Below are 26,564 nucleotides of genomic sequence, written 5' to 3'. Positions count from 1 at the left end.
ACGCTCGACGGCATAAGCGGGCGTCCACGAGCAGTGGCGGCCCTGGTCAGCGGGTGCGCGACGGGGGGACCACCGGGGAGTCCCAGGCCCGGGCGTAGCGGCGTTTGTCGGCGGCGTTGTATTCCTTGCTGCGGTAGACGACGTAGGGGCGCACGAGGTAGCCGACGGGGGCGCTGAACATGTGGACCAGTCGGGTGTAGGGCCAGATGCCGATGAGGGTGAGCACGATCAGGCCGTGGGCCTGGAAGGTCCAGGGCGTGCCGACCATCAGGTCGGGCTCCGGGTGCAGCGTGAAAAGGCTACGGAACCAAGGGGATACGGTTTCGCGATAGTTGTGGCGGCCCCACAGCAGGTTGCTGCCGACGGTGTTGAGCAGGCCGGTGATCAACGCGCCCGCCAGCAGCGCGTACATCACCTTGTCGTTGTTGGTGGTGGCCTGCCGCACCGCGGGCACGGTGAAGCGGCGATACAGCAGGATGGCGATACCGGCGATGACGGCGACCCCTGCCACGGTGCCTGCCGACACCGCGACCAGGTGGTACAGGTGTTCGGAGACGCCGATCGCCGCGGTCCAGGACTCGGGGATCAGCACGCCGAGCACATGCCCGCCGATCACGCCGAGCATCCCGAAGTGGAACAGCGGACTGCCCAGCCGCAGCAGCCGGCTCTCGTAGATCTGGGAGGACCTGGTGGTCCAGCCGAACTGGTCGTTGCGATACCGCCACAGGTGGCCGAGCAGGAACGACGTGAATGCCACATAGGGCAGCGTCATCCAGAGCATGGTGGTCATCGGCGGCCTTCCGATCCGGTGAACAGCGAGGGGTCCATGGCGAACGGGTCCAGCCCGACCTCCTCCTCCGGCGGCCCCTGCGCGGCGAGTTCGGCGATGCGGCGGCGGTCCGCGGTGGTCAGCGGCGGCAGGGTCGCGACCACCGCCGCCAGGATCGCCGCGTACGGAGAGTCGCTGTCGGACAACGACAGCCGCAACAGCTCGAGCACCGGGACATGCTCGCCCAGCAGCCGTTCGCCGCCGATCGGGTCGACGGTGGCGGCGAATTCCAGCAGCACCGGAAGGTGATCGGGCAGCTCGGTGTCGTCCAGTTCGACGCCCGCGTGCCGGTAGGCGTGCTTGAAGCGCAGCAGCGCCATGCCGCGCTTGCGGGTGTCGCCGTAGGCGTAGTACGTGAGATGCAGGCTGGCGCGGCGGCGCAGGTCGAACGTCTCGACGTACTGCTGCGCCAGGGCCAGCGGCTCGGTGTCGCGCAGATGCCGCAGGAACCGATCCAGGTTCTCGCGCACCTCCGACGGCAGTTGCGTTGTGGCGCTCGCCAATTCGTCTATCAGCGCGAGCGTCTCCCGGCCCGGGTAGTCGAGCAGCAGGGCGGCGATCCGCCACACCAGGCGGCGGTCGCGCTCGGAGATCGGTATCGCGGGCTCGGGGCGTCGCCGCAACTTCGGCAGGCTCACAGGAAAAGCGCTCATCGACTCGCCCCGGTCGGCTCGGGCTCCGCGACATCGTTCGCCGCGCCGTTCGTGGGACCACCGTCGTGGCTCCCGTTGTGCCCGTTCGCCCCGTTCCGCTCGGGCAGCAGCCCGCTGGTCGACTTCCCGTCCCAGTTGAGCAGGTTGACGCGGTTCGACTTCTCCTCGGGCGCGGCGCCGTTGGTGTCGGTCAGGTGGAACTTGTCCGCCATGACGTCGAACGCGGTCATGCCGGGGCCGCCGTCGTTGTCCAGGCTGCACCCGGTCGCCAGCGAATCCAGTTCGTGCGCACGGGAAGTCGCGCCGCTGGGAATCACGTAGCGGTGCTCGTACTTGGCGATGGCCAGCAGCCGGTACATGGCCTCGATCTCCTCGGGCTCCAGCCGCACCGATTCCGGGATCGAGAGGTCCGGCTCCTGGCCCAGGTTGATCGAGCGCATGAACGCGCGCATGCCCGCCAGCCGTTGCAGCGCGGCCCGGACCGGGCCGACCTCACCCGCGGTGAACAGCTCGGCGAGATACTCGACCGGGATGCGCAGCGCGTCGATGGCCCCGAACAGATTGGCCATGTTCTCGCCGTCGTGCCCGGTCTCCGACAGCACATCCACCACCGGCGACAGCGGCGGCACGTACCAGACCATCGGCATGGTCCGGTACTCCGGATGCAGCGGCAGCGCGATCTGGTAGTCGACGATCAGCTTGTACACCGGCGAATCCTGCGCCGCCTGAATCCATTCCGGCGAGATCCCGGCCCGCTCGGCCTCCGCGATGACCCGGGGGTCGTGCGGGTTCAGGAATACGCCGAGTTGTGCCGGGTAGAGGTCCTTGTCGTCGGTGACCGACGCCGCCTCCAGCACCGCGTCCGCGTCGTAGAGCATCACGCCGATGTAGCGCAGCCGCCCGACGCAGGTCTCCGAGCACACCGTCGGGATGCCGACCTCCACGCGCGGGTAGCAGAACGTGCACTTCTCCGCCTTGCCCGTCTTGTGGTTGAAGTAGATCTTCTTGTACGGGCACCCGGTGACGCACTGCCGCCAGCCGCGGCACTTGTCCTGGTCGACGAGCACGATGCCGTCCTCGGCGCGCTTGTAGATCGCGCCCGACGGGCAGGATGCCGCACACGACGGGTTGAGGCAGTGCTCGCAGATGCGCGGCAGGTAGAATATGAAGGTCTGCTCGAACTCGAGCTTCACCTGCTCGGACAGCTTGCCCAGCAACGGATCCCGGCCGACCTGTTCCGGTCCCGATCCCAGGTCGTCGTCCCAGTTGGCGCCCCAGGTGACCTTGGTGTCCTCGCCGGTGATCAGCGATTTCGGCCGGGCCACGGGCGTGGTGTCCATGGCCGGTGAGCTGAGCAGATTCTCGTAGTCGTAGCTCCACGGGTCGTAGTAGTCCGACACCGTGGGCAGGTCCGGGTTGGCGAAGATGTTGAGCAGCCGCTTCATTCGCGACCCCGACTTCAGGGTGAGGCGGCCCCGGCGGTTCAGCGTCCAGCCGCCCTTCCACCTCTCCTGATCCTGGTACTGCCGCGGATAGCCCTGTCCGGGACGGGTTTCCACGTTGTTGAACCACACGTACTCGGTGCCGCTCCGGTTCGTCCACGCTTGCTTGCAGGTGACGCTGCAGGTGTGACACCCGATGCACTTGTCCAGGTTCATCACCATGGCCAGCTGTGCCATGACGCGCATGTCAGTACTCCTTCCGTCCACGGGGCGCGCGCATCAGTACTCCACCTGCTGCGAACGGCGGCGGATCGTGGTGACCTCGTCGCGCTGATTTCCGGTGGGCCCGTGGTAGTTGATGGCGAACGACTGCTGCGCGTAGCCGCCGATCAGGTGCGAGGGCTTGATCATGATGCGGGTCAGCGCATTGTGGATGCCGCCGCGTTTTCCCTTCGCGCCGTTGACGTTCGGTGTGCCCTCGATGCGCGGGACGTCGACCGCGCGGTCCTGTGCGTGATACATGAACACGGTGCCCTCGGGCATGCGGTGGCTGACGATCGCGCGGGCGACGACGATGCCGTTGCGGTTGATCGCCTCGATCCAGTCGTTGTCGGCCACACCGATCTTGGCGGCGTCCTTCTCCGACATCCAGATCGCCTGACCGCCGCGCGAGAGCGTGAGCATGTGCAGGTTGTCCTGGTAGGCCGAGTGGATCGACCACTTGGAGTGCGGCGTGAGGTAGCGGACGGTGACGCCGTTGTCACCGACGCTCCCCACCCCCGGCTCGCGGAACAGGGCGGACATGTCCAGCGGAGGGCGGAAGATCGGCAGTTGCTCGCCGAGTTCGATCATCCAGTCGTGATCGAGGTAGAAGTGCTGGCGGCCGGTGAGGGTGTGCCAGGGCTTGAGCCGCTCGGTGTTGATGGTGAACGGCGAGTACCGCCGCCCGCCGGTCTCGGACCCGGACCATTCCGGCGAGGTGATGACCGGCACCGGCCGGGATTGGGTGTCGGCGAACGTGATTCGCTTGCCCTCGTGTTCGGCCGCGAGGTCGGCCAGCCGGGTTCCGGTGCGCCGTTCGAGCGCCTCGAATCCCGCCACCGCGAGCCGCCCGTTGGTGGTGCCGGACAGCGCCAGGATGGCCTCCGCCGCATGGACGTCCTTGGCCAGCGACGGACGGCCCTGTGCGGCACCGGAGATCACGGTGCCGTTGACTCCGGCGAGATACTCGACCTCGGTGTCGGGATAGGTGGTGACGCCCTTGGTGGTGAGGCCGAGCGTCTCGACCAACGGCCCGAGCGCCGCCATCTTCTCGGCCAGTTTCGGATAGTCCCGTTCCACCACAACGAGTTTCGGCATGGTCTGGCCGGGAATCGGCTCGCATTCCCCCGCCTTCCAGTCCAGCACCCGCCCGCCGGGCTGCGCCAGCGCGTCGGGCGAATCGTGTTGCAGCGCCACCGCGACGAGATCCTTGCGGACGCCGAGGTGCTTCTCGGCCAGCCAGGAGAAGCCGCGCGCGATGCGGTGGAACGCCTCGAAGTCGGTCTTGGCCTCCCAGGGCGGGGAGATGGCGGGGGAGAAGGCGTGCACGAACGGGTGCATGTCGGTGGAGGACAGGTCGTGCTTCTCGTACCAGGTCGCCGCGGGCAGCACGATGTCGGAGAACAGCGTGGTGGAGGTCATCCGGAAGTCCAGCGACAGCAGCAGGTCCAGCTTTCCGGTCGCCGCCTGGTCCCGCCATTCCAGTTCCTGCGGACGCACCCCGGCCACGTCGGTCGTCTGCAGATTCGAGTCCGTGCCCAGCAGATGCTTGTGGAAGTACTCGTTGCCCTTGCCGGAGGATCCGAGCAGGTTGGCCCGCCACACGGTGAGGCAGCGCGGGAAGTTCTCCGGCGCGTCGGGGTCCTCGCAGGCGAAGCGCAGATCGCCGGATTTCAGCCCGTCGACCACATAGTCCTGCGGCGTCTTGCCCGCCGCCTCGGCCTCATCCACCAGGTCGAGCGGATTGCGGTTGAGGGTCGGGTAGCTGGGCATCCAGCCCAGCCGCGACGCCAGCGCGATGTTGTCGGCGGCCGTGCGCCCGGCGAAGCGGCCCGAAGCCAGTGGGGAGGAGAAGGTCTCGGCGGTGAACGGGTCGTAGCGCCACTGGTCGTTGGCCAGATACCAGAAGATGGTGCCCTGCATCTGCCGCGGCGGCCGCTGCCAGTCCAGGCCGAAAGCCAGTGTGGCCCAGCCGGTCACGGGCCGACACTTCTCCTGGCCGACGTAGTGCGCCCAGCCGCCGCCGTTCACGCCCTGGCAGCCGGTGAGCAGGGTGAGGGTGAAGAACGACCGGTAGATCTGGTCGGAGTGGAACCAGTGGTTGGTGCCGGCGCCCATCAGGATCATCGAACGTCCGCCGGAGCGGTCGGCGTTGTCGGCGAACTCCCGCGCGATCCGGGTGGCCTGCACGGCGGGGACGCCGGTGATGGTCTCCTGCCAGGCGGGCGTATAGGGCTCGCGTGCGTCGTCGTAGCCCGTCGGCCAGGTGCCGGGCAGGCCGGGGCGGCCCACGCCGTACTGCGCCAGCAGCAGATCGAAGACGGTCGTGACCCGCTTGCCCGCAACGATTCTCGTGGGCACGCCGCGCACCAGCACGGCCTCGCCGTCCGCGCCGCCGTCGAAGCGGGGGAACTGCACGGCCACAGCATCGTCGGTGTGGCCGTGCAGTGTCAGCAGGGGATCGACGTCCCCCAGGTCCAGATTCCAGCGGCCCGTGCCGGACGCCGAGAAGCGGTCGCCGAGAGAGCCGTTGGGCACCACGGGGTTGCCCTCGGCGTCCAGTAGCACGGTGCGGTGCTCGGCGCCCTCGCCGCTCTCGCCGAGATCGGCGGCGGTGAGGAACTTTCCGGGCGCCCAGGCGTGGCCGCGGTACTCACCGTCGGCGTTCCAGCCGCCCTCCTGCTCGTCCAGGGTGATCAGGAACGGCAGGTCGGTGTAGCGCTTGACGTAATCGAGGAAGCGGGGCGTGTCCCGGTCGAGGAAGAACTCTTTGAGAATCACGTGGCCCATCGACATGGCAAGGGCCGCATCGGTTCCCGGCCGCGCGGGCACCCATTCGTCGGCGAACTTGGTGTTGTCCGCGTAGTCGGGGGAGACCACGACGACCTTCTGGCCGCGGTACCGGGCTTCGGTCATGTAGTGCGCGTCGGGGGTACGGGTCACCGGGACGTTCGATCCCCACATGATCAGATAGCCCGCGTCGAACCAGTCCGCCGACTCCGGAACGTCGGTCTGGTCGCCGAACACCTGCGGCGAGGCCACCGGCAGGTCGGCGTACCAGTCGTAGAACGACAGCATCGACCCGCCCAGCATCGAGATGAACCGCGCGCCCACGGCGTGCGACACCATCGACATCGCGGGGATCGGGGAGAACCCCGCCACCCGGTCCGGGCCGTACCGCTTGATGGTGTAAACGTGTGCGGCGGCGGCGATCTCGGCCGCTTCCCACCACTCGGCGCGCACGAAGCCGCCCTTGCCGCGGGCCGACTTGTACCGCTGCGCCTTCTCCGGATCCTCCACCAGTGACTCCCACGCCACCACCGGGTCCTTCACCGCCGCCTTGGCCTCGCGGTACATCTCCAGCAGCACCCCGCGGATATACGGATACCGCACGCGCGCAGGCGAATACGTGTACCAGGAGAACGAGGCGCCGCGCGGGCAGCCGCGCGGCTCGTACTCCGGCTTGTCGGATCCGACCGAAGGGTAGTCGGTCTGCTGGGATTCCCAGGTGATCACGCCGTCCTTGACGTAGATCTTCCACGAGCAGGAACCGGTGCAGTTCACGCCGTGGGTGGAACGCACCACCTTGTCGTGCGCCCATCGGTCCCGGTAGAACTCGTCGGCGCTGCGCCCGCCCACCTTGTGCAGGGTGCGCAGATCGGCGGAGACCTCGCCGCGGTGGAAGTATTTGCCCAATCGGAGCAGTGCGTCACCGGATGCCGCGGATCGTCCGTTCGTATCGGAGGGGGTCGAACCCTTTGTATGAGAATTAACCACAACGCCCCCTTCGAGCTGTGAACCGGGCTGCTGCACCGAGAGTAAGGACGTCGGGAGAGGGGGCAAAACGGTTCTCTCACAACGCTCCCGGCCTCGTGGTGAGCTGTGAGGCGGGGGAAACGTGGTGGTCACTATGCGGTGCCCGGCCCGCCCGACCTGGGCGGAGGCGACCTGGGCCGATGCCGTTTTCCAGGGACTCGGAGGGCGGTGGCGCGGTATCCGGTGATGCTTTGGAAACGACCGGTTCTCGGGCACTTTACATTTGTTTACATATCCGGGAGCCGCTTCGAGCATCGTTTTTCCCGTCCCGATGAGACGGACGTCGCACAGGTTACGAGACCCGAATTACCGCGTGGTAAATCGTTTGCCCGGCGCTCGCGGCCGAAATCCTCCGTACCACGCGACGGCCGGATAGGGTGCGGGTCATGCAGCGATTCGAGGCCGGAATCGAAGCGGCTCGCGGCGGCGGGGCGTATGTGCCGGTACCCGGCGAGGTCGTGGCGGCGCTCGGCGGCGGTGGCCGGATCCCGGTGCTCGCCACCTTCGACGGCGTGGAGTACCGCGGATCGATCGTGTCGATGGGCGACGGCCCGTGCATCGGCCTGGTGAAGGATATTCGCACCGCGCTCGGCAAGCAGCCCGGCGACACCGTGACCGTCACCGTGGCGCGCGACACCGCCGAGCGCACCGTGGCGGTCCCCGACGAACTGGCCGCCGCACTCGCCGCCGGCGGCCTGCGCGACCGGTTCGATCGGCTGTCGTACTCCCGCCGCCGCGAGTACGCCGACTCGGTGTCCAGCGCCAAACGTGTGGAGACCCGGACTCGCCGGATCGAGAAGATCGTGGATAGCCTGCGCGAATAGGCCGGCCTACTCGGCGACGAGTTCGGCCTCCGCCTCGACGGCGCGGACGGCCCGCTCGGGGACGCGCAACGGTCCCGGGGTGTAGGTGATCGCCCGCAGGTCGCCGGTGTAGCGGAAGGGACCGCGGCGGCGGCGCAGGTCCCAGTCGACCGGACCCCGGGCGTCGAGACCGACGGAAATCCCTGTCCACGGGGACATTCCGGCCAATTGCACCTGATCGGCCAGACTGCTCACCGCCGTGCCGTCGACGCGCACGGTGAAGTCCCATCGCAGCCGCGGCCGCACCACCGCGGTGAGGCCGATCTCGCGCGCCCCCGCCGGGAGCGGCGCCGCGACGGTGGCGTAGCGGCCATAGCTGTTGAATCCGAACACGATCCGGCCGTCCTCGACATACAGCAGGTAGCCGCCCTGCGGATCGCCGTGGGCCACCAGCACGCCCTCGTCACCCTCGGCGTACCCGGCCAGTTCCGCGGTGACGGTGAAGTCGCGATACGCGATCAGCCGCTGCGAGCGATACCGCTCCAGGGTCGGCGTGCCGGGCAGCAGTCGCACGGGCTCGGCCAGGCGTGCCTCCTCGGGCCTGCGCCGCGCCAGATCCGCGCGGGTGAGCAGTGGGAACACGGTGTTCCGCCAGGCGGCGTCGTCCCACGCGCGGGACAGTTCGGCGACCTTCTCCGGGAACTCGTCCGCCACGTCGTGCAGTTCGGTCGGGTCGGTGCGCACGTCGAACAACTGCCAGCGCGGGGCGTCGATATCCGCGCCGGGCTCGTACAGGGCGAGCAGTTTCCAGCCGTCCCGATAGAAGCCGCGGTGCCCGGTCATCTCCGAGTACTGCTCGACGTGCGCGGACGTGGCCCGCGGATCGCGCAGCACCGGCACGGCCGAGACGCCGTCGAACTCCTTGGCGGGCAGGCCGTTACGCACCGACGGCCGCCGCAGGCCCGCCAGCTCGAGCAGGGTCGGCGCGAGGTCGGTCACGTAGCTGTACTCGCGGCGAATCTCATTGGCGGGCAGGCCGTTCGGCCACGACACCAGAAACGGGACCCGGACCCCTCCGGCGAACGTCTGGCCCTTGTAGAACCGGAACGGGGTATTCGACGCCTGGCCCCACCCGCGCGGGTAGTGCACACCGAGCCGGGCGGTGCCGATCAGCTCCTCGTCGTGCGGCACGTCACCGACCCAGTCCGGATCGTCGACGTGCGCGAATTCCGCCAGATAGCTGCGGGTTCCGACCGGGCCGCCCTCCGCGGTGCCGCCGTTGTCGGAGGTGAACACCACGATCGTGTCGTCCAATTCGCCCAGCTGCTCTACCGTGTCGAGCAAGCGGCCCAGGTTCTGGTCGATATTGTCGACCATCGCCGCGTACACCTCCATGTAGCGCGCGAACCGCCGCTGCTGTTCGGCCGGCAGCGAATTCCATTCCTGCGCTTCGTATCCCGGCTCGGTGTTGCGCGGCTTCTGCCGGGTGCCCGCCGGAAACAGTCCCTGTGCGAGCTGGGCGGCGAAACGACTGTGCCGCAGCCGATCCCAGCCCTCGGCGTAGCGGCCCCGGTACTTGTCCAGGTCGACCTGCTTGGCCTGTAGCGGGCCGTGCATCGCGACGTGGGCGAAGTACAGGAAGAACGGCTTCGCCGCATCGTGCGCGCGCAGGTCCTTCAGATACGAGATCGCCTTGTCGGTGAGATCGTCGGTGACGTAATAGTCGTCGGGATAGGCCTCGACGTCGACGACCGAGCTGTCGGAGACGATCTGGTTCGGGTAGAAGAAGGAATTGAACCCCTCCAGCGACCCGTAGTAGCGGTCGAAGCCGCGCTGCGTCGGCCACGAATCGCGGTGTGCCGCAGGGTTCATGGTGGCGTCGCGCACCAGGTGCCATTTGCCGACGGCGTAGGTGGCGTAGCCGTTGGCGCGCAGGATCTCCGGCAGCGTCAGCACGTCGTCGGCCAGTTCCAGCCGCAGCCCGGGGTAACCGGGATCGGCGTTGGCCACGAATCCGAAGCCCGCGCGGTGCGGGTTGATCCCGGTGAGCAGCGCGGCCCGCGACGGGGAGCACAGCGGGGTGGTGTGATAGTTGGTGAGCCGGATTCCGCGCTCGGCCAGGCGGTTCAGCGTCGGGGTCTCGATCTCCGAGCCGAACGGCCCGATATCGCTGAAGCCCATGTCGTCGACCAGCACCATGATGATGTTCGGCGCGTGCTCGGGCGCGGTGGGCGGGTAGGTCCACCGCGGGCTGGACTCGGCGGCGGTCCGCCCGATCGTACCGGTGAAGTTCTCGTAGCCGCGGGCATGATCAGGCACAGACATCGCTCCAGCGAAGCTCGGCGCCGACCGGGTTCGCCAGGGTTTCACGCAGGGTGCGCGCAACCGGTGCCGGGCGAGTCCTGGCTGGTTACCGTAACCGCCGTGCACACGAGTCGACGCCGCGCGCCCCGGAACGGTTCCGGCGACCCGTCGTGCTGAGTATTTCGAGGATCCAGCTATGAGTTCACCACCCGGCGCTCTGCGCCGCCGCATCTTCCTGCGCGGAGCGGGCGCCGCCGCGCTCGCGTTCGCCACCGGCGCCTCGGCGGCGTGCACCTCGGCGGTACACGAACTCGACGCCGCCGGTGACGACGCCACCCCGGTGCGCGGCGGCACTCTGAAGGTCGGCACGCCGTGGGACATCGTGCCCGCCAACATCCTGACCAATACCGCCACCACACCCGCGGTGATCGGCCTGGTGTACGAGTCGTTGATCCGCTACCCGAACGACCGCCTGGAACCGCAACCGCTGCTGGCGAAGTCGTGGAATCTGGCTCCGGACGGCCTGTCGCTGGCCCTGGAGCTGCGCGACGACGTCACCTTCCACAGCGGTCGGCCGTTCACCTCCGCGGATGTCGAATTCGCGCTGCGCACCTACGCCGACCCGAAATGGTCGGCGCAGCTGAAGAGCACCGCGGCGGCCATCACCGAGTACGACACCAGCGCGCCGCATCGCATCGCGTTGAAATTCGCGCATCCGCTCGGCAATATCTTCGACCTGCTGGACACCGCGCCGATGCTGGACCGGGAGACCATCGGGCAGCTCGCTACCGGCGACGCCTTCGTCGGCACCGGGCCGTTCCGGTTCGTCGATCGAATCCCCAACAGCCGGTTGGTGTTCGAGCGTAACGAGCATTACTGGGTGCCGGAGCGGCCATATCTGGACCGGGTGCAATTGTCGATCATCCCGGACAGTCAGGCGCAGCTCAACGCGCTGCGATCGGGCCAGGTCGGGCTCGCGCACGGGCTGAATCCGCGCGACATCGAAAACCTCGCCGCGCGACCGGGTTTCAAGTCGATCACCTACGATGGCGCCGAGCTGCAGATGTATGTCGGTGTGAACGTGCGTAATCCGGCGCTGGCCGACGTCCGGCTGCGGCAGGCTATCGCCTACGCCCTCGACCGCGAGCGCATCATCGAGGAGGTGTTCCGCGGTGCCGGATATCCGCTGAACGTGCCGTGGCCGCGGAACTCGCCCGCCTACGACGAGGCGCGCAACACCAGATACGCCCGCGACCTGGGCAAGGCCCGCGAACTCGTCGCGCAGGTGGGCAAGCCGCCGCAGATCCCGCTGTCCTACAACACCAGTACGCCGTCGCACGGGGCGACCGCGCAGATCGTGCAGGCGAATCTCGCGGACGCGGGGATCGACGTGACCCTCGACCCCAACGACGACGGCACCGCGGTGAAGAAGCTGATCGGCGGCCAGTATCCGGGCCTGTGGGTCACCGATCACTCGTGGGCCCAGTTCGTGCCGTCGACACTCACGGTCAGCGCCTACCCGTTCAACGCCCACAAGAACGCCTCCCACTACGAATCCGCCGCCTACGTCGCGGCCGCCGACGCGGCGTGGCGGCGCAGCGGCGGCACGGACGGCGCGGCGGTCTCGGCATATCGGGCCGTCAGCGACCAACTGCTGGATGGCCTGTTCCTCATCGAGATCGGGGTGCGGTTCAACCAGGCGGCGGCGTCCAAGCGGCTGCACGGGGTGTCGTGGACCAAACGCCGCGAGACCGTTCTGACGGAGGCGTTCCTGTCGTGACCCGATATCTGTTGCGGCGCTTGCCTTCCGCACTACTAGTGCTGTTTCTGTCCTCGGTGCTCATCTTCATGCTGATGCGCCTGGTTCCGGGTGATCCCGCCAGCACCTTGGCCGGACCGGACGCGACCCCGCAGAGCGTGGACGCGATCCGGCACCAGCTGGGGCTGGACCGATCCATTCCGGCGCAGTATCTGAGCTGGCTCGGCGGCCTGGTCACCCTCGACCTCGGCCGGTCCTATGTCCTCGGCGGGCAGATCTCCGAACTGGTCGGCCAGGGCCTGACCAACACGCTGGTGCTGACCGCGGCCGCGTTGCTGCTCGCGGTCGTGGTGAGCCTCGCGCTGGGGGTGGCGTCGGTGGTCCGGCCGAACCGGTGGCTGCACGCGGTGATCGCGGCGGCGAATACGGTGGCCGTCGCGTTGCCCACCTTCGTGACCGGCGTGCTGCTGACCCTGCTGTTCGCGGTCGCGCTTCCGGTGTTGCCCGCGGGCGGCGTGCCGCCCGACGGGTTCATCGCGCGACCGGACATCGCCGTGCAGTATCTGCTGCTGCCGGCGGTATGTCTGGCATTGCCGGTCGGTGCGGCGCTGACCCGGTTCCTCACCGAATCGCTGCGCACCGAACTCGGCAGGCCCTATGTGCTGACCGCGCGGTCGCAGGGAATCTCGCAGTGGCAGATAGTGACTCGCGGCGCGCTGCGCAACGCGCTGCCCGCGATGCTGACCGCGCTGGGCATCCAGACCGGCCATCTGCTCGGCGGTGCGGTGCTGGTGGAGGCGATCTTCGCCTGGCCGGGGATCGGGCAGCTCATCGAACAGGGCATCAACCGGCGCGACTACCCGGTGGTGCAGGTGCTGTTGCTGCTGTCGGTGACCGTTTTCGTGGCGTTGCAGCTGGTCACCGATGTCGTGCACGCGTGGCTGGATCCGCGGATCCGAATCGGGGGGCGGTCATGACCGAGGTCGTGACGGCCGCGGAAACAGATTCGGCGGCAACGGAATCCGAGCGGTTCGCGCTGCGGCGCGGTCAGGGACTGGCCGGGCTGATCCTGGTCGGGATGATCGTGCTGGCGGGGCTGTTCGCGGGGGCGCTGAGCCGCCAGGATCCCGTCACACAGATCACGGGGGCGAATCTGCTGGGACCCACCGCGGAGCACTGGCTGGGCACCGACGAACTCAATCGGGACGTGCTCGCGCGGGTATTGCACGGCCTGCGGATCGATCTGCTGATCGTGTTCGTCGCGGTGCCGCTGGCGGCGGTGCTGGGGTCGGCGATCGGGCTGCTCGCGGGTCTGCATCCGGTCGTGGACACCGTGGCGCAGCGCGTCTTCGACGTGGTCCTCGCCTTCCCGGCGCTGATTCTCGCCATCGCGCTGGCGGCCATCACCGGGCCGGGCGCGCACGCGGTGATCATCGTGATCGTCGCCGCCGAGGTGCCGATTTTCGGCCGTCAGATCCGCACCGCGATCCTGCGGGTGCGCGAGCAGGCGTTCGTCGAGGCCGCCGAGGTGATCGGCGCGGGGACCTGGTGGACGCTGCGCAAGCATGTGCTGCCCCATGTCCTCGAACCGCTGGGAGTCCAACTCGCGCTGTCGATGTCGATCGCCGTGGCGGTGGACGGGGCGATGAGTTTCATCGGGCTGGGCGTGCGGCCGCCGCAACCGTCACTGGGATCGGTGGTGGCCGAATCGGTCTCGAATATGGACGCGAATCCGGCGATGGCCGTGGGTCCCCTGGTAGTGGTCGCGGGGCTCACGCTCGGGTTCCTGCTGATCGCCCAGGGGCTGGGCCGGGCGAGGAGGATCGGATGAGTGACGAAGTGGTGCTGGGCATCTCGGACCTGGCGGTGCGGTTCGGGGCACGGACCGTCGTGGACCGGGTCGGCTTCGACGTGCGGCGCGGCGAGGTGGTCGCGCTGGTCGGGGAGTCCGGTTCCGGGAAGTCGCTGACCGCCCGCTCGGTGCTCGGCCTGCTGCCCGAAGGAGCCTCGGTGACCGGCTCGATCCTGTTGAGCGGCACCGAGATCGTCGGGGCGAGCGAAGCCGGGCTGCGTGGGGTGCGGGGCACGCGGGCCGCGATGGTGTTCCAGGAGCCGCAGACCGCGCTGAATCCGGTACAGAAGATCGGCACCCAGATCGCACAGGCGCTGCGCGCGCACGGGCCGATCTCGCGGAGCGACGCGCGCGCCCGGGCGGTGGAACTGCTGGGGCTGGTGGACATCCCGGAACCGGAGCGGCGCGTCGACTGGTACCCGCATCAGCTTTCGGGCGGCCAGAAACAGCGTGTGGTCATCGCGCTCGCACTCTCCGGCGAACCGGATCTGCTCATCGCCGACGAACCCACCACGGCCCTGGACGTGACGGTGCAGGCCGAGATCCTGGACCTTCTCCGAGACCTGCAGCGGCGCAAGGGAACCGCGGTCCTGTTCATCACCCACAATCTCGGGGTGGTCGCGGAGATCGCGGATCGGGTGGTGGTCATGCGCGGCGGGCGAGTGGTGGAGCAGCAACCGGTGCGGGAACTGTTCGCCGCGCCGCGCGAGAACTACACTCGCGCACTGCTCGCGGCCGTGCCGAAGCTGCCGGACACAGCCGCAGAGGCGGATCTGGGGCTGGCGGTGCCCGCGGAGCCGGAGCGTCCCGCGCCGGTGGTGACACTGAGTGATCTCACCGTTGTCTACCGGTCTCGCGGCAAGCGGTTCCGGGCGCTGGACGGCGTGTCGCTGTCGGTCGCGCCGCGCGAGGTCGTCGGCTTGGTCGGTGAATCCGGTTCGGGGAAGAGCACTCTCGGTCGGGTCGCCTTGGGCTTGGCGCCTGTCGATTCGGGTGAGGTTGTGCTGCAAGGGGTGTCGTTGCGCGGACTGAGCGCCCGGGAGCTGCGCGGACTGCGCAAGCATGTGGCGCTGGTGCATCAGGACGTCACCGCCTCGCTGGATCCGCGGCGCACGATCGAGGATTCGATCGGTGAGCCGCTGCGGGTACACCGGGTGGCGAGCGGGTCGCTGCTGCGGGAGAAGGTGGGTCGGCTGCTCGAATCCGTGCGGCTGCCGGGCGATTACGCCGCCCGCCGCCCCGGCGAACTCTCCGGCGGGCAGCGGCAGCGAGTGGCGCTCGCCCGTGCCCTCGCATTGGCGCCGCGGCTGGTCGTGGCCGACGAGCCCACCAGCGCCCTGGATGTCTCGGTGCAGGCGCAGGTGCTCGACCTGTTCGCCGACCTCCGTGACGAGTACGGGTTCGCCTGCCTGTTCATCAGTCACGACCTGGCCGTGGTGCATCGGGTCGCCGACCGGGTGGTGGTGTTGCGGGCCGGAACGGTCGTCGAGACCGGCACGCCCGATGAGGTTTTCGGTCGTCCGCGCGCGGAGTACACGCGGCGGCTGCTGTCCGCGGTGCCCGTCCCGGATCCGGCGCGCAGGTATCGCGAGCCGTTGGCGCTCGGCGCGTGAGGGTCAGCGCCGGAAGACCACCCAGCGCATGGCGCAGTACATGTAGACCGCCTCGCACGCTCCGGCGGTGATCCGGGCGACGTGGTATTCGACTCCCAGCGCGCTCAGCACGCTGGACACGCCGAGGATGAACGCCAGGTAGTTGATCACCACGACCACCACGTACACCGTGAACTGCGGTCCCACCGCGGCGTGCGAACGGAAATTCAGCGTCCGATTCGCCAGGTAGCTCAATCCGAACGCGCAGACGTAGGCCACGGTCACGGCGATCGGCAGGCCGACACCCCACCAACTGTGCAGGACCGTGAGCAGAACCAGATCGATTGCGAACGTACACCCGTTGATCAAGGCGAAGCCCAGGAACGTCGCGGGAACGACAGCGGCCAGCCCCCACGGCAGCCGGCCCACCGCCACCTCACACCAGCGATGGAACCACTCGGCCCGTCCCGCCTCCTCCGCACTCGTATCGACCCGCACGCCGCCACCGTGCCATCACCAGGTGTCGGGAAGGTGATCAGCAGGTGAGCGGGATTACGCCCGATGTCCGGTGGGTCAGGTGGGCAGGGGAAGGAACTCGACCAGGGCGCCGTCCGGGGCGTTCGGGGGCACGATCACGAGGCCGTCGCGGTCCAGCAGCCCGGCGAGGTGGGCGGTGCGGATGTGGGAGTCGCCGAGCCAGCCGCCTTCGGGGGCGTTGCGGGCGGGCACAATGCGCGGGGCGGGGCCGGAGATCTCCGCGGCGTTGAGTAGCGGGCCGGTGATCTTGCGGGCGGAGGTGCGGCCGAGGCGGCCCTCCACCACGGACGGGGCCAGGGCCAGCAGGGTGGCGACCGCCGCGAACGGATTGCCGGGCAGGCCCAGAATCGTGGTGCCGCTGTCGGTTTCGGCAACCACCGTGGAGCCGCCGGGCCGCATTCGTAAGCGGTGCACCAGGATTCGGGCGCGGAGACGGTCGAGGGCGTCGCGCAGCTGATCGGCGGCGCCGCCGCCGGTGGCGCCGACCACCACCAGCAGCTCGCAGTCCGTGGCGGCCGCCAGGACCTCGTCGAAGCCGTTCGCCGTGTCGCGCAGGTGGACTCGGTCCAGGGCACGAATCCCGCACCACGCCAACAGGTCCGGGAGCACCGGGCCGATGGAGTCGCGCGTCTGGCCGGTGTGCAGCGGGCCCTCGCTGCGAATCTCGTCACCGGTCATCACGACGCGGGCGCGCACCGGGCCCCGGACCGCGGCGGCGCCGACCTCGGCGGAGGAGGCGACCGACAGGAGCGCGGCGGATACCGGGGTGCCCGCGGGCGCCACGATGTCGCCGGGCTGCCAGTCCTCGCCGCGCCGGCGCACATCGTCGCGGATCGGGGTGTCGGGCAGCCGCCGCAGCAGGCCGTCCGGTCCGGTGTGCACGAATTCGTCCCGCACCACCGTCGTGGTGCCCTCCGGGACGTGCGCGCCGGTGGCGATGCGCACGGCCTCCCCGGTCAGCAGGCCGACCGGGCGCTCCCCGCCCGCGAAACCGACATCGTGGCGCAACTGCCACGGACCGTCGCCGGACACCGCGTACCCGTCCATCGCCGACACGTCGAACCGGGGCAGCGCCTCGGCGGCGGCCAGCGGTTCCGCGAGCGCCGCACCGGGCACCGAACGCAGCGTCGCCTGACGGGTCGGCAAGCGGGAAAGCTTGCCGCGCAATACGCTTCGCGCCTCATCGAGCGACAGGGGCGTCGCGTGCGCCCGCGCCCGGCGCACGTCATCGGCCGTGTCGCAATCGGCCACGCCCGGCAGCGGCACCATCACCGTGTCGACCGGAACCAGGGCCTTCATGGGCTGGTTCATCAGCGAATCCAGCCGTGCCAATCCGGTCAGCAGCGCCGTGCGCCGCCATACCCCGACCAGATACTGCGGGCGCCCGGACTCGTCGGCCGCGAACACCGCGTCCGTGCCGGACTCGTCGGCGTGCCGACGCAGGTCGTCGACCGCGGCGGCGGTGAGGAACGGCATATCCGCGGCGAGGACAACCACCAGCTCGGCCGGGAAATCGCACTCGTCCAGCGACCTGAGCCCCGCGGCGATCGCGGCGACCGGACCCGACCCGGCAGGCACCTCCTGCGCCTGCCGCACCTCCGGCCCCAGCTCCGGCCGATGCGGCCCGACGACAACCGTCCGCGCACAACCGACAACCGCACCCAGCGCGGCATCCAGCATCGAACGCCCGCCGACGACGATCGCGGGCTTGTCCACCCCACCCATCCGGCTGGCCCGCCCCCCGGCCAGCACGATCGCATCGGCGTCGGTCACGAGCCCACCCCCGCTACCTTCGTCATGCGCCGATCGTAGTTCGTCTCCCCGCCCGGCCGCCCGAACGGGCACGGCCGCCGCGAGCGAGCGCTATAGGACAGGCTGGTGCAGGCGGAATTCGGTGGTTTCCGGGTCGGCCAGCATTGTCGGCGGATCCTGGCGAGAAGCGCTGGGGCGCAGGTGGAGTGCGCCCGCGGCAGTGAGGCGGGCTACCTCCGCGGCGGGATCGTCGCCGGGAAAGGTGATGACGTCCAGGTGTAGTCGGCCGGGTTCGCGTGCGGCGTCGGGGGAGTGGAGGAATTCCAGCCAGGGGCCCTGCTGTGTCGCCGAGCGGAGACCGGCGAAATGGGTTTCGCTGTGGGTCAGCGGCCAGCCCGCGGCGGTCGACCAGAACCGCGCCGACCGGGCCGGGTCCTGGGTGTCGACCACGATGGCGGCTACCGCGCCGGTGTCGACGTACTGCGCTCGCGGTTCCAGGACACAGAATTCGTTGCCCTCCGGATCGGCCAGTACCGACCACGGCACCGCACCCTGGCCGATGTCGATGGGGCGGGCGCCCAGTGTGAGCGCCCGATCCACTTGGGCGCGTTGGTGTTCCAGGGACCGGGCGGACAGGTCGAGATGAATGCGATTCTTGCCGGACTTCGGCTCGCGGGTGGGCAGGAAGGTCAGGGCCACGTCGGGAGCGTCGGGGTCGGGCGCGGCGACCTCGGCCCGGTCGGGGCGGTCGACGGTCACTTCCCAGCCGAGCAACTCGGCCCAGAACCGGGCGACCGCGCGCGGCTGTTCCGCGTCGAACGCCACGCACGCCAGACGGGTGGGCATGCCCCCACGGTAACCGCCGAACCGGTCCGTGGGGAGCAGTCGGTCAGATTGTGCCGCCGGAGGATTCGAATCGGTGCCGGGCCGCCGCGAGGTCGACCCGGTCGCCGCGGATCGGGCAGCCCTCGGCGGCCAGTTGTCGCAGTTGCCGATGGGCCAGGTGCGGCGCGGGGGTGCCGTTCGCGCGCAGCACCCGGTGCCAGGGCAGATCCGCGGCGTCGGTGCGCATGATCCAGCCGACCGTGCGTGGCGTCGACAGGCCCGCCGCCGCGGCGATATCGCCGTACGTCGCGACCCGCCCCGGCGGAATCGCCGCGACGAGTTCGCGGACCCGTTCGATCTCGGCGTCGGTGGTGGCCATCTCAGAGCGCCGCGCGCACCACGGCGGCGGTCTCGGCGGGCCGCGCCTGGGCCACCATGTGGTCGCAGTCGAATTCGTGCACGGTGAGGTCGCCGCCCAGGCGTTCGGCCAGCGCCGCCCGCAACCGCGGCGTGACGAACGGCGACTTCAGCGCGTGCACCAGCACCGTCGGCAGTCCGGCGGGCGGCAGCACCTGTTCGCGGGCGAGCTGACCCCAATACGACACCACCGCAGGCAGATTCATCCGCCATGCCACCCGGCCGGTCGGCGTGGGCACCAGATGTTCGGCGAGTTCGGCCGCGAGCAACGCCGGCGCGACATCGGCCCACGCGGTCTCCAATTTGTCCAGGCGGGCGGCCTCGACATCGGGATAGTCCGGCGCCGACAGCGTGCTCTCGGCGATCTCCAGCAGCAGGGCCGGGTCGAGTGCGATCGCGGGATCCAGCAGCACCAGCCGGCGCACCAGCTCGGGGCGCCGGTGCGCCAGGTGCAGCGCGGCGGCGCCACCGAACGAATGGCCCACCACCACGGCCGGTGTGTCGTCCAGCAGCGGGATCACATCGTCGACGACCGCCTCGAAGGTCCAGGGTGGCAGTGCGGGCGAGCGGCCGTGCCCGCGCAGATCGGGCGCGACGAGGCGAACCTCGGGCAGGTCGGTGGCCAGCGCCTCCCACCGTCTGCCGTGGCCGGTCAACCCGTGCAGGGCGAGCACCAAGGGGCCGTCGGCGGGGCCGTAGCGATGGACGTGCAGATCGGACACGCGACCATTGTGCCGGTCGGCTACGACGGCCGCGCCTCGGGAGCGGCCGGAAGACTTCGGATGAGCCGGGCGATTTCCGCGGCGTGCGTGAACACCAGCCCGTGATCGGCCTCCAGCCAGGTCACGGCGATGTGCGGCCGCTCGCGACGCAACCGCTCGATTCCTGCTCGCCAGTTCCGATTACGCGGCGGCGCAAGCCCTTCGGCGCTGTCACCGGCCATCGAGGTCGACATGATCATGCTGATCGGCAGTTCGATCCGGCGGTACCGGTCGAGGATCTCGGCGCGCACCGCGTCCACCTCGATGTTCAGGTCGAGAATCTCCCGCCCGGTGAGCAGCACCTGGCGCGCGGTGCCCCGGTTCGCCTCTTGCTCGGCGGCCAGGTCCTCCCACATCGCGCGGAATTCCGGCAGGTCCGACTCGGTGAGGAACGGTTCCGGCACCGGGTTCGCGCCATCGATGAGCACGAGTTCGGCGACGCTACCGGGATGCTCGGCGGCATAGTGCACGACCAGATCCGCGCCCAGCGAGTAGCCCGCGAGCACGGGCGGCGCGGGCAGATCGAGGCGTTCCACCTCCGTCATCACGGCGGTGAGGTCGCCGAGAAAGGCGTCGAAGGTGTAGCGGTCGGCGGCCGAGGCGAGGCCGTGGCCCCGCAGGTCGAAGGTGATCACGTCGTGGTCGCGCCGCAGCAGGCCGATCAACTCGTGCAGGTCCGCCTGTGTCGAACTCAGTCCTGGGCACAGCACCAGCGGCCGTCCGCGCCCACCGCGCGACACCGCGAGGGTGACTCCGTCGTGCTGAACGATGAACTCCCGCATAGCTTTCCACGTTCCTTTCACCGGGTGGTCCTCGATGCGGGCCGGTCTTGTCCGGTCCGGCGGCGCTCGGCGCGGCGGGCGAGGGCGTGCAGGACGCGCTGCCAGGCCGGGCTCTCCTCGGCGATGCGGGAGAAGGTCAGCTCCGTGCTGCCCGGGCGCTCGGCTCCTTCGTGCGCGATCTCCCAGGCGTCCAGATCGTCGATGAGCCGGTCCAGGCGCGGGTCGTCCGCGTCCCAATCGGCCGCCCGGTCGCAGGCCAGGTACAGGCGCGCCGTCTCGGGATCGTCGAGGGCGGCGTTCTTCTCCCGGACCCGCTGCGGCACGGCGCGTGGATCCACGGCCCGCATCAGGATCCACGCGTCGCGTTCGAGCCGCACCCGGCGTTCGCTGACGCCGAGACCGCGCATCCGGTCGAGGAGGGCGACCACCTCGGGCGGCAGGACGAGCCGCTCGCCGCTGTCCAGGTCGCCGATCCGGCGGCGGTAGTCGGCGAGTTGGTCTATCCGGCGCCGCAATTCGGCGTCGATATCGGCGATGGCCGCGGCGAACTCGGTCGGCTGCGCGTGCAGCAGCGCGTCGATGCGCGACAGTGGCACCCCGGCGTCGGCGAGGGTTCTGATCCGGATGAGGTCCACCGCCGCCTGCGCGCGGTAGCGGCGATAACCGGAGGCGTCGCGCTCGGGCTCGGGCAGCAGGCCGATGTGGTGGTAGTGCCGGACGGTGCGCACGGTCACGCCGGCGGTCGCCGCGAGCTGGCCGATCGTGAGCACCGTCCTCCTTCGTCTGTGCCGAGTCTAAGGGCGAGCCGAACGGTCGACGACGTCGCGGATCGCCCGGACCACCGCGTCGGGGCGGTCGAAGCAGAGCCGGTGGTGGAAGGTGTCGGTGAGGATGCGCTGCTCGCCCCGCGAAACCGCGCTCACCAAGGCGGCATCCAGTGTCCGCTTGCCGTCGTGCACCTGCCGCGATGCCTGCTCGGGCATCGCTGCGGACTCGTCGCCGAGCACGGTGAGCGCGACCACCGGCACGTCGGGTAGGCCCGGGCCGGTGCGCAACTCGGCGGCGAGCGGGGTCAGCGTGGCTCGCTCGGCGAGGCCCGCGCGAATCCAATCGTCGCTCGCCTTGGCATCGATCAGGGACCGCCGTATCCGCTCCGGATAGGCGGCCAGCAGTTCGGTATTCATCTCGTGCAGGGCCGGGCGCAGTGCGTCCAGCCGGTCCGGGTCGGGCGCGGTTCGCTCCATCGCGGCCAGCCCGGCGTCGGGCGGCATGTGCTCGTCCCAGTCGCGGTGCAGCGCGTCCAGCCAGACCAGGCCCGCCACGTCCCGCGGATACAACTGCGCGAACCGGAAGGCGTAGAAGCCGCCCAGCGAATGCGGCGCGAGGACGTACGGGGCGGCGATGTCCTGGGCCCGCAGCAGGTCGCGCAGTTCCGTGGCGACCGCGGCGGCGGTGCGCGGCAGCGGCAGGGGATCGCTGTACCCCGTGCCGCCGCGGTCGTACACGACGGCGGTGGTGAATCGCGAAACCTCTTGCTGCACACCGAAATAATCCAAACCGACCGCGCCCGCGCCCGCCAGGAACACGACGGCCGGTCCGTCGCTGCCGCAACGGTGCACGTAGATCCGGCGCCCATCGATCTCCTCGAACCCGCCGACCGGCGGCGCGAGCCGTGTCGGGGGAATGCTGTCGTTCGTCATGCGACCAGCCTCCGACCCTGACGCTGCGTCAAGGTCAACCGGCGGTCCGGGGGAGCAACGAACTCAGGCGTAGGGATCGGTGATCTCGCGCAGGCTGGTCAGTGCCTCGCGCAGGTCCCGCATCCGGCGCGCGCCCAGGTGCGCGGCCCATTCGGCCTGCACGGTCGCGGCGATCTTGTCGGCGTGGTCGGCCATCGTGTGGCCGCGCGGCGACAGGCGCACGAGGCGGGCGCGGCCATCGGACGGGTCCGGAGCCCGATCGACATAACCGGCGCGTTCGAGTTGATCGACCAGGAAACCGGCGGTCTGCTTGGTGACCTGCGCCTGCTCGGCCAACTCGGTGATGCGCGAGCCCTCCGGCGCCAGCCGCCCCGCCAACCGGCCCTGCGCCACGGTGATATCGCCGTAGCCGGCGTCGGCGAGGCCGGCGAAGATTCGTTCCTCCATGGACCGGTACGCGATGAACATCAGCAGACCGACATTTAACTCGTCGTCAGACATCCCACTCCTTGACTCGGTAAGCGACACTGACCATAATAGTCAGTGAATCTTACTAACCCTGACGTGAGGGGCTGCTATGGATCGCGAAACTTCCTGGCAGCACATCGAACAGCAGCGTCGCGCGATAGCCGATCTGCTCGCCGACCTCACGCCCGAGGAGTGGGAGGCCGAGTCGCTGTGCGCGGGCTGGCGCATCCGAGAGGTGGCCGCCCACATCGCACTGACTCCGGAGCCGCCCTCCCCGCTGGTGCTGCTGCGCACCGGCCTGCATGTACGAGGCGACTACAACCGGCTCATCGACGAACTCACCCGAGCGTATGCCGTCCGTCCCCCATGGGAACTGGTGACCAGGCTCCGGGTGAACGCGGCCTCGCGTCGCTTGCCGAAGCTGACCAACCACTCCAACATCCTGTTCGACACCATCGTTCACGGGCAGGACATCGCCCTGCCGCTCGGCCGCGCCCTCGCCGTCCCGCCCGCGGCGGCGGCCGCGGGAGCCACGCGCGCCGCGAAGGTCGGCCGGCCGGTCTGGAACCGGCACCGCCTCGCCGGAATCCGGTTGTGCGCCATAGACATCGATTGGGCCTACGGCACGGGCCGCGAGATCTACGGGCCGATCCTGGCGCTGCTGCTGCTCATCACCGGCCGCACCGCTCTGCTGGATCAGGTCACCGGGCCCGGGGTCGTTCGGCTCACGCGCCAACTGGCCTGACCATCCCTGCGGCCCGCTCCCGGTTCCGGTGTGTCGGCAAACCTTCAGCGTCCGTGCCCTGGATACTGTGCGCATGACGTCGGGTCGGCTGTCGCGTAGATCGCTGCTCGCCTTGGCGGCGGTGCTTCCGTGGAGCGGGATGGCAGCGGGATACGCGGGGGCTAGGGTGTCGTCGATGCGATACACGATGACGGCGTTCACCAATCGCAGCCAGACCGACATGTGGGTCTTCGAATCCACCGATGCGACGAACTTCTCGCTGGTCGCCGCGGCCGCCTACCGACCGCCCCAGGCCGATCCCGCCGCCACGCCCGCGGCGGCGGTCACCGATATGAAGGGTTTGTGCCGCGACCCCAACATCTTCCGGCACGTCGACGGCGCCTACTACCTGACCTACACCACGGCCTGGGACGGCGATGCCATCGGTTTCGCCCGCAGCGTCGATCGCGTCGACTGGACGTTCCTGTACGAGTACACGTTTCCCGGGGCCGAGCACGCCTGGGCGCCGGAATGGTTCGTCGACGCCGAGGGCGCGGTGCACGTGGTGGTCAGCATTCACGACGGCGCCGTGTTCCGGCCCCACCTGCTGACCGCGACCGACCCGTCGCTGAGCGAGCGGCAGTGGACCGCGCCGACGCCGCTGCTGGGTTTCACCCCGGAAGCCGACACCCTCGGCTATATCGACACCACGATCGTCTTCGCGCGGGGCCGCTACCACGCCTTCGTCAAGAACGAGTCGACCAAGAACATCGAGGTCGCGGTGTCCGACGACCCGGTGGGCCCGTACCGGTTCGAGCGGACCGGCAACTGGGCGCAATGGGGCGGGACGGGTGCGGGCGAGCCGCGCGAAGGACAATGCGTGGTCCCCCTGCCCGACGGCCGGTGGCGAATCTATCTGGACGCCTACAACCTCGACGACCCCGAGCACGGCCGCTATCTCTACAGCGACACCGTCACCGACGACCTGCTCGGCGAATGGACGACACCGCGAGACCTCCCCGGCCTGTCGGGACTCGTCCGCCATCTCACCGTGCTGCCCGAACCCGCGCCGCTGTAACCCTTCCCGGCATTCAGCGCTTGAATCGGCCGGCGAAACCGCGCAACGGCAGATCGGCGCTGGTGATGATGCCCGGCCGGGCCGCCACAACGGATTTGATCGCGTTGAGGGCGGGCAGTCCCGTGACGGTCATGCCGATGGAGGCGAAGTTCTCCGGGTTGGACAGGTCGAACCCCTTGCGGGGGAAAATCATGTGTTTGCTGTAGATATTCGGGTCGCCGGTGATCTGAGTGATGTAGCAGCCCTTGATATTCCATGCGGGATCGGTGTGCGGCGTCATCTGCCATTCGAGATGGGATTCCACGCGCGGCACGCCGTCGACCAGACCCTGATATTTGATGTAGCTGGCGCCCAGCGAATCCTTGGGGAGCTGGTACCAGCCGAGGTCGACATCCTTGGTGCAGGCGCCGAGTTCATAGCTGAAACGCACCTCGTCCAACGCCAAGTCGAACGCGTCGGCCATCAGATGCACCGAGTCGGCGAATACGGCGGTGTACTTGTACAGCGAGTCCGGGATGGTCGGGTCGTCGATCGGGCGGCCGTAGCCGACGGCTTTCCAGGTGTCGACGGAATGGTGGCAGGAGACGTCCACCGATTCGGTGACGGTGACATTCTCGATCTCGGAAACGTCCGCGCTGTGGACGATCCCGAGGATCTGGCACAGGCCGGGGTTCATGCCGGTGCCGTAGAACGTCGAATTCCCGCGCTCGCACGCGGCCTGGATGATCTCGCTGACCTTGCGGCCGGAGGGGTGCGGGTGATTGGTGTCGCGGTGATATCCGGTGATCCAGTCCGCCGTGGTCACCACGTCGATACCCGCCTCGAGAACCCGCGCGTAGAGGTCTTCGTCGGGAAACACCCCGTGGAAGGTGAGTACATCGGGCGCGGCGGCGAGGATCGCCTCGACCGTCCCCGTCGCGGTGACACCGATCGGGCCGAGGCCGACGATCTCGCCCGCGTCGCGGCCGATCTTGTCGGGGGTGTAGCAGTGCAGCCCGACGAGTTCGAGATCGGGATGGTTGCGGATGCGCCCGATCATCTCGGTACCGAGATTTCCGGTGGCGACCTGGAATACCCGGATGGTGGCAGGGGTGGTCATCGCGTGGCCCTTTCTGGCTGTGATTCGGCGGGATAGAACTGCTGGGCCCAGTGCCGCAGCGCCTTGAAACCCGCGAATTCCTTGTGCGACAGGGCAGGCGGGTCCGAGTAGCGCTGATGCGACCAGATATGGACGTCTGCCTCGAACTGCTCGATGACGAAATCGGCCATCGTCTTGCCGTAGCGGGTCAGCTCCGGGGCGTCGTCGCCGGGCTTGCGGCCGATCCACACGGTGAAGCGGACGTCGCAGGTGTGGTCGTCGACCGGTGTCACCGCGGGCATGGTGCGGTTGTCGATCATGCCCCAGCTCTTGGTGATCGAACAGCCCAGTCCGGCGTTGATCGATTCCACGCCGCTGTCGATCTGGTCCGCGGCCGCGTCCGCGTCGAAGGCGACGGTGAAATCGACGTAGGAGACCGGTCCGGAGAAGTCGTGCCGGGTGAATTCCGGGATGAACGGTGTCTTGTGCACGAACTTGAAATGGGCGAAATCGACGCCGTTCTCCATGACGTACTGCGGGTGCAGCTCCAGCCCCGTGCGGAACAGGGTCGCGCCGGGCACGGGCGGGTAGTAGTCGGCGGCGGTCTTGCCGTCACCGAAGGCCGCGAACATGTCGGGCACCTCGAAATACGGTGCGCGGCCGCGGATGTCGTACCAGATCCACACCGCTTCGTTGCGTTCGACCACGGGGTAGCTGCGGATGCGGCGGCCCTTGTTCGGATGCGTCTCGTAGGGGATGCAGACGTTGCGGCCCTCGCGATTCCACTCCCAGCCGTGGAACGGGCACACCAGATTCTCGCCGTCGACGTGGCCGCCGTAGCCGAGATGCGCGCCGAGATGCTCGCAGTACGCGTCGAACACCGCGATCTCCCCGGCCGTGGACCGCCACGCGACCATCTCCCGCCCGAAGTACTTCATCCGGTGCACCGCGCCGACGGGGATCTCGGTACTCCAGGCGACCTGGAACCAGCCCGTCGGCTCCATCGACAGGGGTGGTCTGGCCATCTGGAACCTCCACGCTCGCGCACCAGGGAACGACCTTGATCGTAGAACCCTCTGCGAAACAATACAAGAGGTCTCTGTGAAACTGGTTGCGCCTGGTCAGCGCTGC

General features: G+C 69.2%; 23 protein-coding genes. 7 read left to right on the top strand and 16 right to left on the bottom strand.

The genetic code is table 11. The features are described from left to right. Positions 1–46: 46 nt before the first annotated feature. From narI to QH470_RS37965, 4 genes are read right to left on the bottom strand one after another with little or no spacing between them, the layout of a single operon-like run. Positions 47–790, bottom strand: a complete 744-nt coding sequence (narI, locus tag QH470_RS37980) for a respiratory nitrate reductase subunit gamma (RefSeq protein ID WP_280277232.1) — start codon at positions 788–790, stop codon at positions 47–49. Next, complete coding sequence (gene narJ / locus QH470_RS37975) at positions 787–1,467, bottom strand: nitrate reductase molybdenum cofactor assembly chaperone (protein WP_280277247.1); 681 nt, start codon at positions 1,465–1,467, stop codon at positions 787–789. Before narJ ends, narI begins: the two co-directional genes overlap by 4 nt. Positions 1,468–1,478: 11 nt before the next feature. Next, positions 1,479–3,161, bottom strand: coding sequence for a nitrate reductase subunit beta (gene narH, locus QH470_RS37970; protein ID WP_280277246.1), 1,683 nt, complete (start codon positions 3,159–3,161; stop codon positions 1,479–1,481). A gap of 42 nt (positions 3,162–3,203) precedes the next feature. After that, positions 3,204–6,890 carry a nitrate reductase subunit alpha gene (locus QH470_RS37965; protein ID WP_280277245.1) on the bottom strand — a complete coding sequence of 1,229 codons (3,687 nt, stop codon included), beginning with the start codon at positions 6,888–6,890 and terminating at the stop codon, positions 3,204–3,206. Between the two features lie 497 nt (positions 6,891–7,387). On the opposite strand from QH470_RS37965, the gene QH470_RS37960 reads away from it, so the two are divergent. Beyond that, positions 7,388–7,825, top strand: coding sequence for a YdeI/OmpD-associated family protein (locus tag QH470_RS37960; RefSeq protein ID WP_280277231.1), 438 nt, complete (start codon positions 7,388–7,390; stop codon positions 7,823–7,825). Between the two features lie 6 nt (positions 7,826–7,831). Here the strand turns inward: QH470_RS37960 and QH470_RS37955 are convergent, their stop codons facing one another. Beyond that, on the bottom strand, positions 7,832–10,129 hold the full coding sequence (locus QH470_RS37955; protein ID WP_280277230.1) for an arylsulfatase: 2,298 nt from the start codon (positions 10,127–10,129) through the stop codon (positions 7,832–7,834). Between the two features lie 175 nt (positions 10,130–10,304). Between QH470_RS37955 and QH470_RS37950 the strand changes: the two genes are divergently transcribed. The 4 genes from QH470_RS37950 to QH470_RS37935 are packed head-to-tail and all read left to right on the top strand — an operon-like array spanning position 10,305 to position 15,332. After that, positions 10,305–11,888, top strand: a complete 1,584-nt coding sequence (locus QH470_RS37950; protein ID WP_280277229.1) for an ABC transporter substrate-binding protein — start codon at positions 10,305–10,307, stop codon at positions 11,886–11,888. After that, positions 11,885–12,844, top strand: coding sequence for an ABC transporter permease (locus tag QH470_RS37945; protein ID WP_280277228.1), 960 nt, complete (start codon positions 11,885–11,887; stop codon positions 12,842–12,844). The genes QH470_RS37950 and QH470_RS37945 overlap by 4 nt, the downstream gene beginning before the upstream one ends. Further along, complete coding sequence (locus QH470_RS37940) at positions 12,841–13,698, top strand: ABC transporter permease (protein WP_280277227.1); 858 nt, start codon at positions 12,841–12,843, stop codon at positions 13,696–13,698. Before QH470_RS37945 ends, QH470_RS37940 begins: the two co-directional genes overlap by 4 nt. Then, on the top strand, positions 13,695–15,332 hold the full coding sequence (locus QH470_RS37935; RefSeq protein ID WP_280277226.1) for a dipeptide ABC transporter ATP-binding protein: 1,638 nt from the start codon (positions 13,695–13,697) through the stop codon (positions 15,330–15,332). The genes QH470_RS37940 and QH470_RS37935 overlap by 4 nt, the downstream gene beginning before the upstream one ends. Positions 15,333–15,335: 3 nt before the next feature. On the opposite strand, the gene QH470_RS37930 is transcribed toward QH470_RS37935, so the two are convergent. The 9 genes from QH470_RS37930 to QH470_RS37890 form a co-directional block, all read right to left on the bottom strand. Then, on the bottom strand, positions 15,336–15,809 hold the full coding sequence (locus QH470_RS37930) for a GtrA family protein (RefSeq protein ID WP_280277225.1): 474 nt from the start codon (positions 15,807–15,809) through the stop codon (positions 15,336–15,338). Positions 15,810–15,884: 75 nt separating this feature from the next. Then, positions 15,885–17,621, bottom strand: coding sequence for an NTP transferase domain-containing protein (locus QH470_RS37925; protein WP_280277224.1), 1,737 nt, complete (start codon positions 17,619–17,621; stop codon positions 15,885–15,887). A 90-nt stretch (positions 17,622–17,711) separates the two neighbouring features. Next, positions 17,712–18,446: a VOC family protein gene (locus QH470_RS37920; protein ID WP_280277223.1), complete on the bottom strand. Its 735-nt coding sequence runs from the start codon at positions 18,444–18,446 to the stop codon at positions 17,712–17,714. A gap of 43 nt (positions 18,447–18,489) precedes the next feature. Beyond that, entirely contained in the window at positions 18,490–18,804 is a 315-nt protein-coding gene (locus QH470_RS37915; RefSeq protein ID WP_280277222.1) for an MGMT family protein, read from the bottom strand. Between the two features lies 1 nt (position 18,805). Beyond that, complete coding sequence (locus tag QH470_RS37910) at positions 18,806–19,564, bottom strand: alpha/beta fold hydrolase (protein WP_280277221.1); 759 nt, start codon at positions 19,562–19,564, stop codon at positions 18,806–18,808. A gap of 20 nt (positions 19,565–19,584) precedes the next feature. After that, positions 19,585–20,385, bottom strand: a complete 801-nt coding sequence (locus QH470_RS37905) for an alpha/beta fold hydrolase (RefSeq protein ID WP_280277220.1) — start codon at positions 20,383–20,385, stop codon at positions 19,585–19,587. Between the two features lie 17 nt (positions 20,386–20,402). Then, the gene (locus QH470_RS37900) at positions 20,403–21,155 is read right to left on the bottom strand and encodes a MerR family transcriptional regulator (protein ID WP_280277219.1); all 753 of its coding nucleotides are present in this window, start codon (positions 21,153–21,155) and stop codon (positions 20,403–20,405) included. 24 nt (positions 21,156–21,179) lie between these two features. Further along, complete coding sequence (locus tag QH470_RS37895) at positions 21,180–22,085, bottom strand: alpha/beta hydrolase (protein ID WP_280277218.1); 906 nt, start codon at positions 22,083–22,085, stop codon at positions 21,180–21,182. A gap of 63 nt (positions 22,086–22,148) precedes the next feature. Further along, positions 22,149–22,586, bottom strand: coding sequence for a MarR family winged helix-turn-helix transcriptional regulator (locus QH470_RS37890; protein ID WP_280277217.1), 438 nt, complete (start codon positions 22,584–22,586; stop codon positions 22,149–22,151). A gap of 76 nt (positions 22,587–22,662) precedes the next feature. Between QH470_RS37890 and QH470_RS37885 the strand changes: the two genes are divergently transcribed. Together QH470_RS37885 and QH470_RS37880 are read left to right on the top strand one after the other, a co-directional pair. Further along, entirely contained in the window at positions 22,663–23,298 is a 636-nt protein-coding gene (locus QH470_RS37885) for a maleylpyruvate isomerase family mycothiol-dependent enzyme (RefSeq protein WP_280277216.1), read from the top strand. A gap of 175 nt (positions 23,299–23,473) precedes the next feature. Then, a complete protein-coding gene (locus QH470_RS37880) occupies positions 23,474–24,355 on the top strand; it encodes a glycoside hydrolase family protein (RefSeq protein WP_425302859.1) in 882 nt (293 codons plus the stop codon). Positions 24,356–24,368: 13 nt separating this feature from the next. On the opposite strand, the gene QH470_RS37875 is transcribed toward QH470_RS37880, so the two are convergent. Together QH470_RS37875 and QH470_RS37870 are read right to left on the bottom strand one after the other, a co-directional pair. Further along, on the bottom strand, positions 24,369–25,454 hold the full coding sequence (locus tag QH470_RS37875) for an NAD(P)H-dependent amine dehydrogenase family protein (protein ID WP_280277214.1): 1,086 nt from the start codon (positions 25,452–25,454) through the stop codon (positions 24,369–24,371). Further along, positions 25,451–26,458, bottom strand: a complete 1,008-nt coding sequence (locus tag QH470_RS37870; RefSeq protein ID WP_280277213.1) for a Rieske 2Fe-2S domain-containing protein — start codon at positions 26,456–26,458, stop codon at positions 25,451–25,453. The genes QH470_RS37875 and QH470_RS37870 overlap by 4 nt, the downstream gene beginning before the upstream one ends. Between the last annotated feature and the right edge of the window lie 106 nt (positions 26,459–26,564).

Origin of the sequence: Nocardia wallacei (assembly GCF_029868745.1) — a bacterium.
In the GTDB taxonomy this organism is placed as follows: domain Bacteria; phylum Actinomycetota; class Actinomycetes; order Mycobacteriales; family Mycobacteriaceae; genus Nocardia; species Nocardia wallacei_B.
Note: the sequence above shows the minus strand (reverse complement) of the source record. Positions and strands in the feature narration are given on the sequence as shown.